This window comes from Desulforhopalus sp. IMCC35007, assembly GCF_005116575.1.
In the GTDB taxonomy this organism is placed as follows: Bacteria; Desulfobacterota; Desulfobulbia; order Desulfobulbales; family Desulfocapsaceae; genus Desulforhopalus_A.
The window spans coordinates 128,026-144,875 of sequence record NZ_SWCN01000013.1 but is presented as its reverse complement, the minus strand read 5'-3'; the positions used below and the strand labels follow the sequence as shown (position 1 = coordinate 144,875).

Genomic DNA, 16,850 nt, shown 5'->3' with positions numbered 1-16,850 from the left:
TTCAAAACCTACAGGAGGCGCCAATGGGTGATAGAACCCTCGACTATGTAGCACTCTGCATTCTTGTCTTTGTCATTCTGACAATAATATATGGAATTATCTATATCCATGATATCCCATATGAAATTGCAAAGAAAAGGAACCATCCACATCAGGATGCAATTCACACCGCGGGTTGGGTCAGTCTGTTTCTCATGCATACCATCTGGCCTTTTCTCTGGATCTGGGCAACCCTGTACAAACCCGATAAAGGCTGGGGGCTTAGCGGACATAAGGAGCAGACAGAGCCGGTACAGCCTTCATCAATATTAACGGAACAGATTGCTCAGTTGGAAATTCGGCTCACAAGTCTTGAACAGCAAAAAAAGTCGGAAGAGCTCAGTTACGCACAGCACCTCAAAGAATTGACTCTGGAATTTCAAAAACTTCGCAACATTCAGACCAAAGGAGAGAATGCCTAAATGGAAACCCTGCTGATTCTCACCTACTCATCCGTCTGCTGGCTCATATTTAAGATTTTCAAGATTCCTGTCAATAAATGGTCACTGACCACCGTCGTCCTTGGTGGCGTTCTCATGATGGCAACCATTCTGGCCGGGATGGCATACTATCACCCTGCCTCAGTGACAGCCCGCTCATATTTTATAACCACTCCCATCGTTTCCAACGTCAGGGGAAAGGTAATTGAGGTAAACGTTACCCCAAATGAGCAGCTACAAAAGGGAGACATTCTCTGTAAAATTGACCCTGTACCCTTTCAGGCCCAGGTCGACAACATCACCTCCCAGTTAGATTTTGCCCAAAAACGGCTGGAAGAATCAAAAACCCTTGCAGCAGCATCTGCCGGCAGTATCTACGATGTAGAGTCTTTTGAAAAAGAAGTCAAAAGCCTTGAGGCCCAGCTCATTGCCGCGCAGTTTAACCTGGACTCAACTGTCATTACCGCCCCGACCTCCGGGTTTGTAACCCACCTGCGTCTTAAGCCCGGCATGATGGCCGTCCCCCTTCCCCTTGCTCCGATCATGACCTTTGTCAACACCGACGAACCGATCTTTGTTGCAGGCTTTGGTCAACAGCCCATGCAAAACATCAAGCAGGGCAACCACGCTGAAGTTATTTTTCCGGGAATTCCAGGCAGGATCTTTCAGGCCCATGTCAAAAATATTCTGGGAGCCCTGGCAGAAGGACAGCTTTCGCCATCTCTTGCAATGGTCAATGTCAATGCCCATATACCGGAAGGTCTTATACCTGTTTTCATCGAATTTGATGACGATATGTCAGAATTTTTCCTGCCCATGGGCAGTGTGGGGACTGTTGCGGTGTACAGCGAAAAATGGCATCACGTAACCATTATCAGAAAAATGCTCATGCGCATGAAGAGCTGGCAGAATTTTGCCAAATTTCACTAATTCTGCTCCGGTCTGACAAGGATTCACAGAGGATATCAGATGAAAAAATACTCAACCACCATGGCACTCATGCTGGGTATGGCCATTTCACTTTCCGGCTGTAGCGGTCATGTTGCAAGCCATGATGAGGCTGTTCAATCAATTAAATCAGCAACTCAAAACGACAAACGCGTGGCCAACAGTTGGTCTGCCGCCGAATCCGGAGGGCTTGTCGATGACGGCTGGATTCAGGGCTTTAATGACCCACAGCTGCTTGAACTGGTAAGCGAAGCGGAAGCAAACAATTTTGGTCTGAAAATTTCTGCAGCCAGATTGCAGCAGGCCGAAGCCCTTGCCAGGCAGGCAGGTGCAGCTCTCAAACCGAGCGTTGGCCTCTCCGGTGCATATTCAGACAGGAACAGCGACGCCTTGGGCGAACTCTATGGCGGCGGCCTGAAGGTATCCTGGGAGGCTGATGTCTGGGGCCGGGTTGGCTCCGCAGTGGCTGGAGCCGAGGAAGCCGCAGAAGCATCACAAGCTGATTTTGAGTTTGCCAGACAATCTCTGGCTGCAGCCACTGCCAACGGCTGGTTTCTTGCCACTGGCAGTAAAGTTTTGACTGATTACGCGGGTGAGGTTGTGCAATTGCTTGAGCAGACCGTGAAAATTGCCATGACAAAGGAAAGTGTTGGTCAAGGTACCATGCAGAGTGTCCATCTGGCAAAGGCCGACCTTGCATCAGCCCAGGAAGCTGAGCGCAAGGCCCTCTCTGCCCAGGAAAATGCCAAACGAAGTTTAGAACTCCTTCTTGGACGTTATCCTGCAGCCGAACTTGAAACAGCAGCTACGATCACAGCTGTGCCACCACCAGTTGCCGCAGGTATTCCTTCAGAAATATTAGAGAGACGTCCCGATCTTATCGCCGCAGAAAGCCGGGTTGCTGCGGCATTCTACAAACAACAGGAAGCAGAGCTTCTCCATCTCCCCCGGTTTAATTTTTCAATCGGTCTGTCAATCAACAATCTCACCAACGCGATCAGCAATCTTGCTGCAGGAATATTTGCACCCCTCTATACCGGTGGAGCAATTGAAGCGGAGGTTGAAAGGGCTACGGCAGTTCAGAAAGAGGCCATCGCCAGCTATGGGCAGACAGCCCTCACGGCTTTTAAAGAGGTGGAAACAGCACTTGCAGGCGAAGAACATCTTGCAAAACGCCAGGAGTACCTGCAAACAGTGGTTGAAGAGAATTTTAAAGCCTATGGGCTGGTCAAAACCCAGTACGATGTAGGGAAAATAGATATGCTCGACCTTCTCTCTGTCCAGAACAAGTGGATTCAGGCAAAGATTGCCCTCGTGGATGTAGAAACCCAGCGTCTGTTAAACAGAACCGGTTTGCACCTGGCTCTGGGAGGCAGTTTCGAGTAGCTTTTATTCACCCCCCATTGCACATGTTCTGACAAAGGTCAGAGACCTGCAATTGTATTGGGGGGGCTTTTCTTAAGAAAGCGAAAGCCTGCGTGACTTGTATTATCCGAGCATGGCATGACCACTATACAGATAACGTTTGATTTTATGTGTTGCAGTCTTGATAAATGGCTCACGACGTTCATAAACTTTTACGAGATGGGAGTATTTAGGCAACTGTGTGTTGAGTTCAATACGCATGTCCTCTAACAGTTTTGCCTTGTATTCCCGCCGTTCCGAGCGCGATCTGCCAGAAGTCTGCTCATCAATAAACTCATAGTCGGGATACACCCAGGCCTCTACTTTACCGTCATTATCAACAACCAGACTCTCCAGCACCCAGCCGTAACTGTTGATCTTGTGTTCTATTGCCTCTGGATAGACGTTTTCTCCATTCGCCAGGACGATTACATTTTTCGACCGACCACATACATATAAATTTCCACGCTTATCCATACGGCCAAGGTCGCCGGTGAGCAACCAGCCATCATTGCTCAGAACAGCCTCAGTACTCTCCTTGTCATCGTAGTAGCCCCGCATCACATTTGGTCCACAGACTGATATTTCTCCAATCCCACTCTCCGGATCTGGATGAACTATTTTCACTTCCACTCCTGATATGGGCTTACCTGTGGAGCCGATGGCAATGGAGGAATCTCCGGCGGGCCCTCCTGCAATAAGAGGCGATGCTTCGGTCATCCCATAACCAATCAGATAAGGAAAGTTGGCCTCGTTGAGAAATCTTTCAACCTCGGGATTAAGGGCTGCCCCCCCAATTCCCATCAGTTTGAGATTACCACCAAAAAAACCAATGAGCTTTTTGCCAATTTTTCGATAAATCAGTTTCCGACTCACACCGACTTTGCACATCAACTTCAAGGCCGCGCTTTTTTCAATCTGTGGTAACACTCGTTTTTTATAAATTTTTTCCAATACGAGGGGCACCGCGAAAATGGCAAACGGTTTTTCCTGGCTGCAGATCTTCTGGAGAATGGCAGGGGTCGGCGTCTTGCCCGCATAGGCAATACGGCCACCACAGAGAATTGGCAAAATAAAGCCACAGGTGAACTCATAGGTGTGCGACATGGGTAAAATAGAGAGCCAGACAGAGCCAGGCGGAATATCCATAAGGTCCGATGCCGCATAGGCGTTGGCCGTCAGATTTTTATGACTGAGCATAACCGCCTTTGAATACCCGGAAGTCCCTGAAGTATAAAGGATCGATGCCAGATCGTCCTCTGCAACCATTGGAAATGCAGGGTCTTCGGGATTTTCCTCAAAAGCAACAATTGCTTCGGCCAAAAAAGTGGCAAAGGTTATGACGGGAACGATACTGATGTCGGCTGTATAGTCATCAAGGGTCACAACAAAACCCGAAAGCTCGTTTTGCCGTTCATATATTTTTTCGATCTGCTTCTGGGTAATGAACAGGGCCTTGACCTGCATCTCGTTGAGAATATGATGCACATCACTTTCCGGCAGGTCTGGAAGAATAGGAACAGCGATGGCCCCGACCCGTACGATAGCCAGATAGGCAATACCCCAGTTATGGGAGTTTTCGCTGAGAATTGCAATGTGATCTCCCTTTCTGATCCCTTCTTTCTGCAGACGGGCAGCAAGGGCATAGATTCTTTTATGGAAGGTCCCATATGTGAGCGGTTCTTCCAGGGCCATGCCTATGGCCGGGAGATCTTTGTATTTTGCACAGCTCGAATCGACCACGTAGTTCAAAGTCATGCCGACTTCAACAACTGCATTCATATATCACCTCAAAACTTACACTTTAGTTCCTGCTGATTATTTTAACGTCTGTCTCACGCTACCTATCCAGGCTTTCTTCCCTTTTGCCTGGATGAAATCCCAGCATCTCTTGGCAGGGCAAGTCATCACACAAGGACAGAAAAATGAATGTACACAAAAGTCACCTGTGGGTCAATCTTCATGGCCCGGGTTCAGGGCCTTGAGATGCTACAAATAGGGGAAATTGGCGTCCAATAGAAAAAAACAAAGATGAAAGATGTTCGAGGCGGATAGAAATAAAAATTTCAGAGTATAGTTATTCCTGCAAATCGGCGGCACGCTCATCGAGCAGTTTTTTTACAGCACGGGTAAGGGTGTCCACGGTGAAGGGCTTACCCACCGTGACAACTTTTTCAAGGTAACTGGCTACGGCCAGATATCTTTCTTTTGAGATATTTCCCCCGCCTGAGATCGCAATAATGGGGAGATCCGGATAATCAGTACGCAGGTCCAGAATGGTCTGCAGTCCATCTTTTACAGGCATGACCATATCTGTTATCACCAGGTCACAGGGCTGCTCTTTGAAAAGATCAACCCCTTCCTGTCCATTTTTTGCAACCAGCACATCATAGCCTGAGTGTACAAGGATTTTGCATATGACATCCAGAGCCGTCGGCTCGTCATCTATCACGAGGATACGCTGTTTTTTACTCATGGCACCAACTGGTAGAAATTTATAAGATATACAAAAAGTGTATACAGCCACAGAAAATTTTTCAACTTAAAACGACGAAACAGTTATTGGTTGCAGTGCCTCCACAGTGAAAGTAAGAGCACCAAAATCCTCTTCAACTAATCCCAACAGACGATAGCCACGGCCACTTTGCAGTATATTGGCATATTTTTTATAGATGTCAGGAAAAAAAGTCGCCTCAACAATGGCTGTCTCATCCTCAAAGGTGAGAAACTCCATCACCTCACCGGTTTTGGTCGAAATTAATTTCCCGGTCAATAACCAGGCGGCGATGAAAACTCTTTGACCAATACGTTTTTGCAAATCCTGTATCCTCACAAACTTGCCAGCCGTCTGACCTCTCTTCACGTTTGCTGGATGTAAAAACTCCAGGGGATGATGGCCGCAGAGAAAGCCCAGTACCCTGTATTCTCGCCGTAAAAGTGTTCTACGATCGGGAGCCGGTAGTACTGGAGCCTCAGACAGAGGGGCCTGAAACAGCATGTCCGAGGACCTGTTCATCTTCTGGTGAAGAAAACTTGCCCATTGCCACAGTAGAACGGTACGGTTTTGACCAACAGCAAGATCATCCAGAGCCCCAGCATGAATAAGGGCACGGGCCTCATTGTCTGCAGGAGATGTTCTGAGGAAAAAGTCATACTCGGACTGAAAAATCCTTTGCTTTCTTCTGCTGAGGATGCGACCAAGAAACTTCTCTGACAAACCGTGAACAGCCATTAAGCCCACCCGTATTTCATCCCCTTCACCACTCCAGCACAACTCACTGTGCACAACACTTGGAGGCAACACTTTAAGCCCCATTCTTTTTGCCTCAGAGACGTAGGCAAAGATCGAGTAATAGCCTCCACCATTTGAGATGACAGCAGCCATAAACTGAGCAGGGTAGTGACATTTCAGGTACGCTGCCTGGAAAGAGACCCTCGCATAGGAGGCAGAATGCGGCTTACAAAATGAGTAGCCATCAAAACTCATCATCATCTCCCACATACGCTCAATCTCTTGTTCTGCAACGCTGTTGCGACGACACCCTGCAAAAAACTTATCCTTATACTCACGCAGCCGAACAACCTTATCTTTTTTTGAAAGGACTTTACGCAGGCCGTCGCCTTCTCCATGGCTAAACCCTGCAAGCGCCACAGCGACTTTTGAAACATCTTCCTGGTAGACCATCAGGCCGAAGGTCTCATCGAGAATATCGCCAATCTCTTGGCACAGGGGCTGCCACGTCCCGCCATGCAGCCTACGAACATATTCCCGCACAAACTCATTGGCCGCAGGTCGGATAATCGATGACTGAATCACCAGCTGTTCAAAATCCCCGGTTCCTGCCTTTTGTTCAAGCAGCCGCATGGCAGGGCTTTCAATATAAAAGCAGCCCATGGTTTTGCCTGCTGCAACTGCAAGCTTTGTTTCCCTGTCCTCTTCGGGGTGCCAGAGATTTTCTTCCAGGACCACGCCTTTTTGCTGTACTGCAGCCACGGCATCACGGATAACGCCAAGACTTCTATTGCCCAAAAGATCAATCTTTACCAGTCCCGCCTCTTCTGTTGCATCTTTTTCCCATTGAATGATCGGCACTCCTTTTTCGGCCATCTGCACGGGAACATAGTGGTCAATAGGAGCTGGAGTTATCACCACCCCACCGGGATGGACAGAGAGATAACGAGGCAGACCGATCAGCTCTTCTGCCAGCCGAAGTACTTCAGGCCATGGTTCCGACAGGTCCTGATCCCTTAAAGCCGGTAGGCAGGATAATTTTTCATGTAAGTTTTCCCCACCGCTGTTGTGCATGTAGGGTATTTTCCCGGTAAAGCGGGAGATTTCGTAACCGGGCAGCCCGAATACCTTGGCTGTTTCCCTGATTGCCATTCGAGGCTGAAAAAACACATGGTTACAGACCATTGCTGCATGCCCCTTAAAATCGGCCAAAACATCCTGTATCACTTCGTCACGCTCGTCCCAGGAAAAATCAATATCGATATCGGGTGGATCTTTTCGTTCTGGATTGAGAAAGCGCTCGAAGTAGAGGTTATATTTTACAGGACAAACATTGGTGATCATAAGGCTGTAGGCAACAAGGGATGCCGCCCCTGACCCGCGCCCGCAGATTCTGCGCATCTCCCGTGTTCCATCTTTTTTTTTGCGGTGTACAATATCGCGTACCACAAGAAAATATGATGAAAATCCCATGTCCTTGATGATGCGCAGTTCATGTTCGAGCCGCTCCACCACCTCTTCACCGAGATCATCTCCGTATCTTTGCCGGGCACCATTATAGGCCTTTTCTCTCAGGGCAGCCACCGCATCATCTGTTCTCGCCCCTCGCCAGGGTGGCATCACAACACCAAAATCCGGTCCTGTAAACGGACAGAGAGCCGCCAGTTTTTCAGTTGCACCAAGGGCCTCCGGCCAGACTGAAAAGATATCGCTATAGTCCTTCTGGCAACGGAGATAGTTGACCTCATCGTTTTTGTCTGTTTTTTTCCGCGGATCAAGACAACGCCCTTCTGCAATGGCCTGCACCAGCCGGTGAAGATCTCTCTCCTTTTTTTGACCGAGGTCGCTGTCCACCGTAACCACGGCCAAAATCCTATGCTTTTCTGCAAAGAGGCGTAACAGGCGACCGTTTGCCGTCGGTCTGCAGCCAAGATCTGCAGCCACCAGAAGCCGCGCTGCCAGGTATCCCCTGATAAGCTCCACATCCGAAGATAAAATGACCAACCCTTCAGCCAGGCTGGGGACATCTGTTGTCAAACAAAAGTCTTTTTTGAGCTGACGGGCCGAAATGAGCTGGCACAGGTTTTTATAGCCCTTTTCATTTTGAACAAGGCAGGTGATCAGCCGCTTCGAATTCGGCTCAGAAATCTCTGCGCCTATAATGGCTTTGAGGCCATTTTCCCTGCAACCTTTTAAAAATCTCCAAAGACCATACAGATTATTCCGATCGGTTAAGGCGAGGCCTTTGTAGCCGAGTTCTCTTGCTCTCTGGCAAAGAGCTTCAGGACAGGAGGTTCCCTGCATCAGGGAATAAGAGGAACGAACACGAAGTGGAAACAATAGCACACCAATATGTTACAGTTATCTGATTTGCCGGGGAAGCACGGCAAGAAATGTCAGTTGGTGACCAGCAGCGTGCCCATCGATACGGAAGAGACATACTTTCGTCCTACTCCGATACTGTCACTGCCAAAACGCAGACGAATCCGGTCCATGGCGGTTTCGACCTGTTTTTGTTCAGAAGCTCTGGCATCACCTGCTGCAAAGAGGCCGAGTTGCGGGGATTCGCGCTGCAACCGATCACAGACCAGACGGCAGTACCTGATCCTGGTCCGTCTCTGCCAGCAGCGCGTTAATGCCAGCTGGGCAAGGCTCTGCAGGATAAACTCGGAAGAGGTTCCTGATTTATCTGAAGCCTGGCGTACTACCTGGCCACCATCACTGTAACGCAGCCAGACTCCGACCCGTCTCGTCACCTTTTTCTGACTGCGCAGGGCAAGACCCAAGCGGCCAACAAGAGCCGCAAGAACGGCGTCAACCTCTTCCCTATCACTGGTGTCAGTGGCAAAATTATAGTCAGCGGCCACAACATCGGTTTCCATAGACGGTTTATTGATCCGGGTATCATCAATGCCAAGACTGAGGGCATGAAGAATCTCACAGCGTCTGCCAAAGGGTACCATCAACTGTCCTGGACTCAAACGGGCAAGCGAGCCTATGGTGGTTAAGCGAAATTCACGCATTTTTTCCAGCTCTTTTGCCTCAAGTCCTGGAAGAATTTCGATGGGAAGAGGTGCCAGAAAACTCGCCTCCTCCCCCGGATTGACAATATATTCCCCCACAGGCTTTACCAGCCGGGAGGCCACCTTGGAGATAAGCCTGTTAGTCCCAAGGGCCCAGATCGGATTAATACCAAGCTGCCGGCGCACATCCCGCCGTACCCGCCAGCCAACATCAGGTGCCGGACCATACAACCTGTGAGTGCCGGTCACATCGACAAAAAAGTGTCCATCTGCCTGCCCCGATTCGATAAGCGGAGAATAGCCCTGTAATTCTTTTACAAAGGCCCCCATGGCCTTCTGATACAGCTGGGGTCTGGGTGGAAGAAGCACTGCACTTTTACACAGGCGTTGCGCCTGCCTGATTGACATCCCTTTACGCACCCCGTCACCATAGGCCTCCTCACTCATATCATAGACCAGGGCACGGCTTGCCTGCATTGGTGCAATGATCAACGGTTTCTCCCGCAGGCTCGAATCTTCTATTCGTTCTACGGCTACGGCAAAATCCGCCACGTTAAAATGGAGAATCGACCGATCTCGGACAACAAACCCTTTACCCATGAAAACATTCAGAGACCTGTCCCTGCCTCGCAAGCATCAGCACCAGTCGTCTTGCATTTTCAGGAGCCCTTGCACGGACATGGTTGTTAAAAAAAATGACTCCACGATTTGACGAGCTTGCCATTTTCAGAAGATGCCTATCCCGCACCTCTGCCAGTTCTTCCCCTAAATAATCATAGTTGAATTTTTTCTGCATATTCCCAGAGCGCCAGCCTACCCTGTTACGCCCGTGGAAGCGGACATAGAAGAGATTCGGATTTGTCACCACATCCAGAAAAGGAAAAAGTCCGGGGAGTTCGGGTTCATCGACTGCAACAAGGCTTATCTCTCTTCGTTCAAGTTCGGCAAAAACCGCGTCAACCGCCCAGGATACATGACGAAATTCAACCGCCAGTGGCAGACCTTCCAGGCCCCCCAGCAGGCTTGCCAGATATTTGCGGTGTGCAACGGTTCTGTCAAAATCAGGGGGAAGCTGGATGAGGATTGCCACCAGCCTTTCTTTTAAAGGGGCAATTCCCTCTCTGTAGGCGACTAACTGCTCTTTCCAGTTGCTGGCAGGATCGTGGGTCATTGTTCTGGTCAATTTTGCTGCAAAAAAGAGATGCTCCGGAGCATTTTCCAACATCCGCGAAAGCGCATCTGCCCTGGCCATCTGATACCAGGTGTAATTCAGCTCCACCACAGAAAAGCAGCGGCTGTAGAGTTGCAGCATATCCGATGCCCTGGTGCCTCTGGGATAAAAACCATTATCCACCCACTCGGTGTAGGAATAGCCACAGGTCCCGACAGAAATCCGGCACAGTTGTTCCAGGCCGCTTGCACTTTGAAGACCCGGCAGCTCAACCACCCCCGGTGGCGACGTATGAAAACTATTTGCCATCAAATTCCCTGTGTTTGCCACGGATGACTCCAACGATTTTTCCCTGTACCAGCAGCTCATTAAAGGGGTAACACATAACCGGATAGGCATCGTTTGCAGGCCGCAGTTCAATATGGTCGGAAAAGAGAAAAAAGCGCTTCACGGTTGCCTCTTCACCCTTGACCAGCACAGCTACAATTTCACCATTTTCCGCATATTGACGGGGTTCACAGACAACAAGATCGCCATCAAAAATCCCCGCATCTTTCATGGACTGCCCTTTGATGCGCAGACAAAAAAGATTGTCACCTGTAAAAATGGATTCGTCCACAACCACCGTTCCTTCCCACTCCTGCTGGGCGTACATGGGAAGCCCTGCTGTAATCTGACCGATAACCGGCAACTCACGCCCACTCCGGAACCGCTGATTTTCCCGGGACGTCCCATAGAGACGAATTGTCCTGCCGTAGCGCCCTTCCCTTTTGATAACCTTCTTTTTCTCCAGCTGGTTTATCATCTGTGCCACTGCAGTATGGCTGACACCAAGATCCACAGCCGCCTCCCGCAGGCTGGGAATGCGCCCATCTTCATCCATACGTTCTTCTAAATACTCAAAAAACTGTTTTTGCTTATCTGTAAGTTCCATAGCTTTAATAGTCTTTGAATGTTTCCGGTTGATAGTGTTGTTAAAAAAACCAGTTCTACGTTGACCTGTCCGACCAAATGTACATTTACATTACTCCTTATCCGTATTGTACATTTACATTTTGTTTTGTCAATGCACTTCGAAGCTTCAAACAATAATTCCCATCCGATACAGACAAAAATACCTCCAATCGATGACGTTATAACAAACAGGGAAAAACAAAGATCAACACACCGGAAACGGTCGGTATCCAGGACAAAAACTGTAAAAAAAGAGCACTTCCTGACAAACCAGGAGATGCTCGATAAATACAACACCACGATAAAAATTACGGTAAAGAATATCTGCTCTGGCCTAGATCATCCCGGACGCGGCTCCCTTTATCTGAAACAGCAGGGTGGGACAATGACAGCGGCTACTGTCAGGAGGTTTAGGATTCGCCAGCACAGAGAACAAGGAGGACGGGTACGACCCTATGATCGGGGCAAAAGGACTGAAGAAGGTTGGTTACCGCTACCTCGCTGTTGATTATGATAACGATGGTTTTATTTACGACGTGAGCCAGAACGGACCTGTCCTTGGACTGTCCTGGAGATTGTACAATCCTAAATGATTATAAAATGGGGGTAAAGAGCATGCTCCTGAACCATATACACGGGAACAGGAGCATAGGACGAAGACGGAATTATCCTCCAATCAGACAGAGACGGACTTTTTGCCAGTCTTTATTTTTCACCCATTCCAGTTTCTGAGCAAAGAGCTTATCACTTTTATAGTGTTTTCCTGTCTTTTCCCGTTGAAGAAATTTCTTATACTCCCCCGGCCCACCGTTATACATGGAATAGAGAAGACGCGCGAGCAGTTCGGACCTGCCTTTCTTCACCCATGACGCATCCTTTAAGGCATAACGATTCAAGTAAAGGGTAACGATTTCAGAACCAGCCATAGCGTTATAATTAATATCCCAGCGCAGACGATTGGAATCATACAGCCCCCGCCAGATGCGCTGATTTATCTGCATCAGACCTACAGAACTACCGTTGTAGGAGAGGAGATAAGTCAGTTTCTTATTTTTCACAATAAACTGGCGAAAACAACTTTCCTGCCAGGCTACGGCAGAAATCATCTCCACAAACATCTTATCCAGCGAAGCCGGGATTTTCTGTTGAGAGACGATTCGACCCGCGGCTTGATCAAGTACGGCACGAACTTTATCAATGTAATCAGGATAGGGTTCCTCAGGAACCTGCCACTTGAGGATTTCAGAATAATCAGGCGAGGCTTTAGACTCGGCTGCGTAGGCAGGACTCACGAAAAAATTCAGAAACAAGGAGAGCGGTTCCTTGGCTGGTTCCAGATCAATTTCCTGGAGGTCATTGAGGGGAACGTCACCGTCACCCTCAGGCTGCATTTCAAACAACTTTCGCAAATTTTCATCAGGAGCAAACAGGTACGGGAGTGGCGTTGCATGGCCTGATAACATTTCGGCAAGCATCAGCAGTCCCTGCTGGCTCAGTTCAATTCCAAAAGTAGGGCCCATCCCATCAAACATGGTCAGGGCATCGGCTGCCGTTAAAAATGCAAGAAATCCGAGGCTGTTTCCCGGTGATTGGCTCTGGAGTCGCCGCCGAAAAAGAGGAGAAAGATTTTTCCAGACCTCCAAAAACTGCAGGCGGACAAGATCACCTTCAAGTTCTGGCTTTTCGAGGGCCGCGGCAAATGTATAACGAGACTCAAGCAGGCTGTCCATGAGGAGCTGACGATCATCCGGCGGTAGAAAGCCATGCGCAATCAAACTGATGAAATTGACCAAAAACGAATCCCACCGCTCCCATAATTCCACGATCTGGGCACGCTGTTCCGGGGTAAAAGGAACGGGTTCAGCTTCGGCCTGATACACCTCCTCTACTTCAGCCACCAGTTCAACAATGAGTTTATCATCCTGGACATAGACCTTCCCCCTATGCAGAGATTCAAGCATGGCGGTTGTCGCCGTTTGGACTTCTTTTTTAAAAAGAGGCTTCAGAAAAGACTGCAGGTGCCCAACAGGAGGGGCAAGATCCACCTGAGCACGCTCCAGGTAGCCGTAAACATTCGTTTTCACCAGATCCCAGAGAACTCCGGCAATGGCTGCGGGTTCCTTATTTTTTCCAAGCAGTTTGGAGTCAACCACCTTGAATGAAAGGGCGAATTCGCTCTTTACAAAAACAGGTTTTTGCAGCAGAACAAGGTAACCACTCCACTCCATGGGGAAGAGGCAGTTGTCGCCCATTTCCGTGCCACCATGGATAGACAGGGCTACCTCCAACCTCAGAAGATTGTTCTCAATCCGGTAGTGGGGGTCTTCGAGTTTTATATGGGTACAATCACCTTTCCTACCATAGATATCAACACTTTTGCCTTCACCTTTAAAGGAGGATTCCACGAGAATCGAGGTAAGAAGCTGTTCGTCCAGAGTCAGGGGGATGGTCACCATCTGGGCCAGGCAAATAGTTGAAAAAATTAAATAAACACAAAGTGAACAAAAAATCGCAGCGACAATTTTACCACTTTTCAGCTTCTGAAGCATCGTAACTCCTCGTTTCTTCTCACAACATTGTTTATAACTACTAAAATAAGGCAGGTCATTGCCTACTCAAAAGCACAGCCCCGCCCATACTTACAACACATTGTAATTCTTGTCTAAAAATAGAGCCATACGTTTTACATTTCATGAGAGCTATGATATGTTTATTTTGAGTTGTTTTCATCTGATCATTTTTCTGGAAAATGGTCAAGATACACAAAACTTTTAACCAACAGGAACAGTACAAATGGGGGCATCACCTAGACTTGGAGACCTGCTCATAGATCAGGGTTTTATCACCCACGATCAACTTGATTTTTCTCTCCGCGAACAGAATGCAACCGGAGAACGTATGGGTGAGTGTCTCATGCGCCTGGGGCTTATCACCGATTCTGACCTCGCCCTCGTGCTTGCAAAGCAGGGAAATATTCCTTTTATTGACTTGCGTAACTTTCTGCCTGACCCCAAACTCCTTGCACTTGTCCCAGGTAAGGTGGCAGCCCATTACCAGTTTCTTGTGATAGAAAAACGGGAAAACCAACTCCATATCGCTATTGCTGATCCATTTTCCAAATTGGCGGAAGAACAGGCCTACAGGATCACCGGGTTGATCGTCCACGTCCATGTCGCCGGGGCCAACCAGCTGCAACGAATGATCGAACGTTTTTACTATCTCATCGAACATCCCATTGAAGACGAGATCAAATCGATCACCAATAAACTCCGGATCAACCCCAACCTTGATGTAGATGTCCAGAAACTTGTCGACAACCTGATCGGTTCCGCCATCAGTTACCGGGTAACAGATATCCATATCACCCCCAGTGACATCTCATCAAGGGTTATGTACCGGGTCGACGGGGTACTCAAACCAATCTATGTTTTTCCTGTCAGCCTCCACAGCCGTCTGACCACCAACATCAAGGTGAATTCCGGAATGGACATTGCCGAACAGCGCAAACCTCAGGATGGCAGAATGTCCTTTGATTTTTTTGGAGACACCTTTGATATCAGGGTCTCTTCTGTTCGGACAAATTTTGGAGAAAACCTGGTACTGCGCCTTTTACCGTCGCGCGGCTCCTCCACCTTTAACCTCCATGAGCTCGGATTTGGAGAAGCAAAACAACAGGTGCTGCGTAAAACCTTCCAACTCCCCCACGGCATGGTCCTCATTACCGGGCCCACAGGCTCAGGTAAGACGACCACTCTCTATGCAGCTCTTCGTGAACAGGACGCTATCGGCAAAAACATACTAACCGTTGAAGATCCCATCGAGTATGAACTCCTGATGATCCGCCAGACCCAGGTGAATGCCCGCGCCGGGTACACCTTCGCCTCTGCCATACGCACCTTTCTCCGCCAGGATCCTGACGTAATGCTCATTGGTGAGATCAGGGATGAAGAAACCGCTATGCTGGCTGTGAGAGCTGCGCTGACAGGCCACCTTGTGCTGTCAACACTGCACTCAAACAGCGCCATTGCGGCTCTTGCCAGGCTTAAAGATCTTGGAATTTCCCCCTACCTGATGTCCACCTCACTCAAAGGCATCATGGCCCAGCGACTGATCAGAAGACTTTGTACTTTCTGTAAGGAGCCGACCACAATTCTCCCCGAAGCAGCTCAGGAATTCGGCCTCGACCCCGCCGGGCAGTACTATAAGGCAGGGCGCTGTTCTCACTGCCAGGACACCGGCTATCTTGGCCGCGATGCCATCTCGGAGGTGATTCCTGTAACTGATCAGCTCATGCGCCTCATTGCAAAAGACGCCTCACTGGATGTCATTGAGGATGCCTGCAGGCAGGAGGGTTTTACCGATCTTCGCACCTCGGGGATTAATAAGGTTCGCAACGGTATCACCAGTATTGAGGAACTCATCAGGGTGATCGGCTAATGCCACATTTCAGCTACCAGACCATGGACAGTGCTGGAGAGGTGACCCGAAATCAGGGGAAGTTCTCGTCTCTTGAGGATCTGTTCGGCACCGTAGAAAGAAAAGGGGAAATCCTTGTTGATTACAGGAAAAAACTGTTTCCACCACTTCCTCGTCCAGGCAGAGCTCTTAAACGACCGATCCTTGCAGAATTTTTCAGAAACCTTGCGCTGCTGATCCAGGGTGGTGTTCCTCTGCGTGAAGCACTGGACGATATGACCAAGCCGCCCTGTCACCCGGTACTTGGTGACACCTTTAATGCCATCAACAAGCGTATAGACGATGGTTTACTTTTTTCAGAAGCACTGCGGGAAGCCCCACCGATCATCCCCAAAATTATGCTGCCGCTCATCTCTATCGGAGAAGAAACCGGTAATCTCGATCGAACCTTAAGAGATGGAGCGAACCATATCGACCGGGTGGATTATATTATCAGTTCAACCCGTCGAGCGCTGATCTATCCCATCGTGGTTCTCCTGGCGATGTTCGGTGCTCTCGCCTTCTGGATGCTTTTTGTCCTGCCCCAGCTCATGGATCTTTTTGCCTCCATGGGCATTGAAGACCTGCCGCTTCCCACCAGAATTCTCATCGCAACAACGGACTTTTTTGACCGCTGGTGGCCTGTAATTCCACTGTTCATTTCAATCTTTGTCATTTTTTACCTTTTAACAAAGCGTAATCCCAAAATACAGTATATCTGGGATCAGATGTGGAACCACGTCCCTCTTATAAAAAACGTTATCCGTGCCTCCCAACTCGCCTTCTTTTTTGAATATACGGCGATGCTCACAGATGCCGGTGTTAATATTCTCCGTTCTATGGAACTGATGGAGCAATCGGTCTCCAACCAGATTCTTAAAAACGGTGTTCGCCTGATGCGTAAAGAGATCAGTGAAGGGAATCCCATGTCTGAGGCGATCAAATCCTTTGCCTTTTTTGAACCCTTTGTTTTACGAATGGTACGAGTGGGAGAACAGACCGGAAACATGCCGGAACAGTTCGCACTTCTGGCAAGTCACTACATGAAACAGGTGGATAAGCTGGTTTCGGCAATGTCCAAGACAATTGAGCCGCTTATCATTGTTGTGGCAGGCTTCATCTTTGCCATCATCGCCATGGGATTACTTGGTCCAGTATATAATATGATTTCACAACTGGGATAA

Annotated in this window: 13 protein-coding genes; 6 read left to right on the top strand and 7 right to left on the bottom strand. The window is 48.8% G+C overall.

Annotation, left to right across the window (positions count from 1 at the left end):
- Positions 1-23: 23 nt before the first annotated feature.
- Genes FCL48_RS14795 through FCL48_RS14785 form a run of 3 tightly spaced genes read left to right on the top strand, consistent with a single transcriptional unit; the run spans position 24 to position 2,813 of the window.
- On the top strand, positions 24-461 hold the full coding sequence (locus tag FCL48_RS14795; RefSeq protein WP_136873060.1) for a DUF3302 domain-containing protein: 438 nt from the start codon (positions 24-26) through the stop codon (positions 459-461).
- Positions 462-1,409 carry an HlyD family secretion protein gene (locus tag FCL48_RS14790; RefSeq protein WP_136873059.1) on the top strand — a complete coding sequence of 316 codons (948 nt, stop codon included), beginning with the start codon at positions 462-464 and terminating at the stop codon, positions 1,407-1,409. It begins immediately after the preceding gene.
- A gap of 39 nt (positions 1,410-1,448) precedes the next feature.
- Positions 1,449-2,813, top strand: a complete 1,365-nt coding sequence (locus FCL48_RS14785; RefSeq protein ID WP_136873058.1) for a TolC family protein — start codon at positions 1,449-1,451, stop codon at positions 2,811-2,813.
- Positions 2,814-2,915: 102 nt separating this feature from the next.
- Here the strand turns inward: FCL48_RS14785 and FCL48_RS14780 are convergent, their stop codons facing one another.
- From FCL48_RS14780 to lexA, 6 genes are all read right to left on the bottom strand, one after another.
- Positions 2,916-4,613: an AMP-binding protein gene (locus FCL48_RS14780; RefSeq protein ID WP_136873057.1), complete on the bottom strand. Its 1,698-nt coding sequence runs from the start codon at positions 4,611-4,613 to the stop codon at positions 2,916-2,918.
- A 295-nt stretch (positions 4,614-4,908) separates the two neighbouring features.
- On the bottom strand, positions 4,909-5,307 hold the full coding sequence (locus FCL48_RS14775) for a response regulator (protein WP_136873056.1): 399 nt from the start codon (positions 5,305-5,307) through the stop codon (positions 4,909-4,911).
- A 66-nt stretch (positions 5,308-5,373) separates the two neighbouring features.
- Positions 5,374-8,409: a DNA polymerase III subunit alpha gene (locus tag FCL48_RS14770; RefSeq protein ID WP_240744854.1), complete on the bottom strand. Its 3,036-nt coding sequence runs from the start codon at positions 8,407-8,409 to the stop codon at positions 5,374-5,376.
- 50 nt (positions 8,410-8,459) lie between these two features.
- Positions 8,460-9,686 carry a hypothetical protein gene (locus FCL48_RS14765; protein ID WP_136873055.1) on the bottom strand — a complete coding sequence of 409 codons (1,227 nt, stop codon included), beginning with the start codon at positions 9,684-9,686 and terminating at the stop codon, positions 8,460-8,462.
- A complete protein-coding gene (locus FCL48_RS14760; protein ID WP_136873054.1) occupies positions 9,679-10,566 on the bottom strand; it encodes a DUF72 domain-containing protein in 888 nt (295 codons plus the stop codon). Before FCL48_RS14760 ends, FCL48_RS14765 begins: the two co-directional genes overlap by 8 nt.
- Positions 10,556-11,191, bottom strand: coding sequence for a transcriptional repressor LexA (gene lexA / locus FCL48_RS14755; protein ID WP_136873053.1), 636 nt, complete (start codon positions 11,189-11,191; stop codon positions 10,556-10,558). Before lexA ends, FCL48_RS14760 begins: the two co-directional genes overlap by 11 nt.
- A gap of 475 nt (positions 11,192-11,666) precedes the next feature.
- Between lexA and FCL48_RS25010 the strand changes: the two genes are divergently transcribed.
- Positions 11,667-11,804, top strand: a complete 138-nt coding sequence (locus tag FCL48_RS25010) for a hypothetical protein (RefSeq protein ID WP_169309229.1) — start codon at positions 11,667-11,669, stop codon at positions 11,802-11,804.
- A gap of 72 nt (positions 11,805-11,876) precedes the next feature.
- Here FCL48_RS25010 and FCL48_RS14750 read toward each other — a convergent pair whose 3' ends face one another.
- Positions 11,877-13,760 (bottom strand): lytic transglycosylase domain-containing protein, encoded by a 1,884-nt coding sequence (locus tag FCL48_RS14750; protein WP_136873052.1) that lies wholly within the window; start codon positions 13,758-13,760, stop codon positions 11,877-11,879.
- A gap of 244 nt (positions 13,761-14,004) precedes the next feature.
- On the opposite strand from FCL48_RS14750, the gene FCL48_RS14745 reads away from it, so the two are divergent.
- Together FCL48_RS14745 and FCL48_RS14740 are read left to right on the top strand one after the other, a co-directional pair.
- On the top strand, positions 14,005-15,648 hold the full coding sequence (locus FCL48_RS14745; RefSeq protein ID WP_136873051.1) for a GspE/PulE family protein: 1,644 nt from the start codon (positions 14,005-14,007) through the stop codon (positions 15,646-15,648).
- Positions 15,648-16,850 carry a type II secretion system F family protein gene (locus FCL48_RS14740; protein ID WP_136873050.1) on the top strand — a complete coding sequence of 401 codons (1,203 nt, stop codon included), beginning with the start codon at positions 15,648-15,650 and terminating at the stop codon, positions 16,848-16,850. Before FCL48_RS14745 ends, FCL48_RS14740 begins: the two co-directional genes overlap by 1 nt.

What these genes read in the sequence shown, in the direction of transcription:
- FCL48_RS14795 (WP_136873060.1), top strand. Translation starts at nt 24, where the DNA reads ATGGGTGATAGAACCCTCGACTATGTAGCACTCTGCATTCTTGTCTTT.
- FCL48_RS14740 (WP_136873050.1), top strand. Translation starts at nt 15,648, where the DNA reads ATGCCACATTTCAGCTACCAGACCATGGACAGTGCTGGAGAGGTGACC.
- FCL48_RS14745 (WP_136873051.1), top strand. Translation starts at nt 14,005, where the DNA reads ATGGGGGCATCACCTAGACTTGGAGACCTGCTCATAGATCAGGGTTTT.
- FCL48_RS14775 (WP_136873056.1), bottom strand. Translation starts at nt 5,307, where the DNA reads ATGAGTAAAAAACAGCGTATCCTCGTGATAGATGACGAGCCGACGGCT.
- FCL48_RS14790 (WP_136873059.1), top strand. Translation starts at nt 462, where the DNA reads ATGGAAACCCTGCTGATTCTCACCTACTCATCCGTCTGCTGGCTCATA.
- FCL48_RS14760 (WP_136873054.1), bottom strand. Translation starts at nt 10,566, where the DNA reads ATGGCAAATAGTTTTCATACGTCGCCACCGGGGGTGGTTGAGCTGCCG.
- FCL48_RS25010 (WP_169309229.1), top strand. Translation starts at nt 11,667, where the DNA reads ATGATCGGGGCAAAAGGACTGAAGAAGGTTGGTTACCGCTACCTCGCT.
- FCL48_RS14785 (WP_136873058.1), top strand. Translation starts at nt 1,449, where the DNA reads ATGAAAAAATACTCAACCACCATGGCACTCATGCTGGGTATGGCCATT.
- FCL48_RS14765 (WP_136873055.1), bottom strand. Translation starts at nt 9,686, where the DNA reads ATGGGTAAAGGGTTTGTTGTCCGAGATCGGTCGATTCTCCATTTTAAC.
- FCL48_RS14750 (WP_136873052.1), bottom strand. Translation starts at nt 13,760, where the DNA reads ATGCTTCAGAAGCTGAAAAGTGGTAAAATTGTCGCTGCGATTTTTTGT.
- FCL48_RS14780 (WP_136873057.1), bottom strand. Translation starts at nt 4,613, where the DNA reads ATGAATGCAGTTGTTGAAGTCGGCATGACTTTGAACTACGTGGTCGAT.
- lexA (WP_136873053.1), bottom strand. Translation starts at nt 11,191, where the DNA reads ATGGAACTTACAGATAAGCAAAAACAGTTTTTTGAGTATTTAGAAGAA.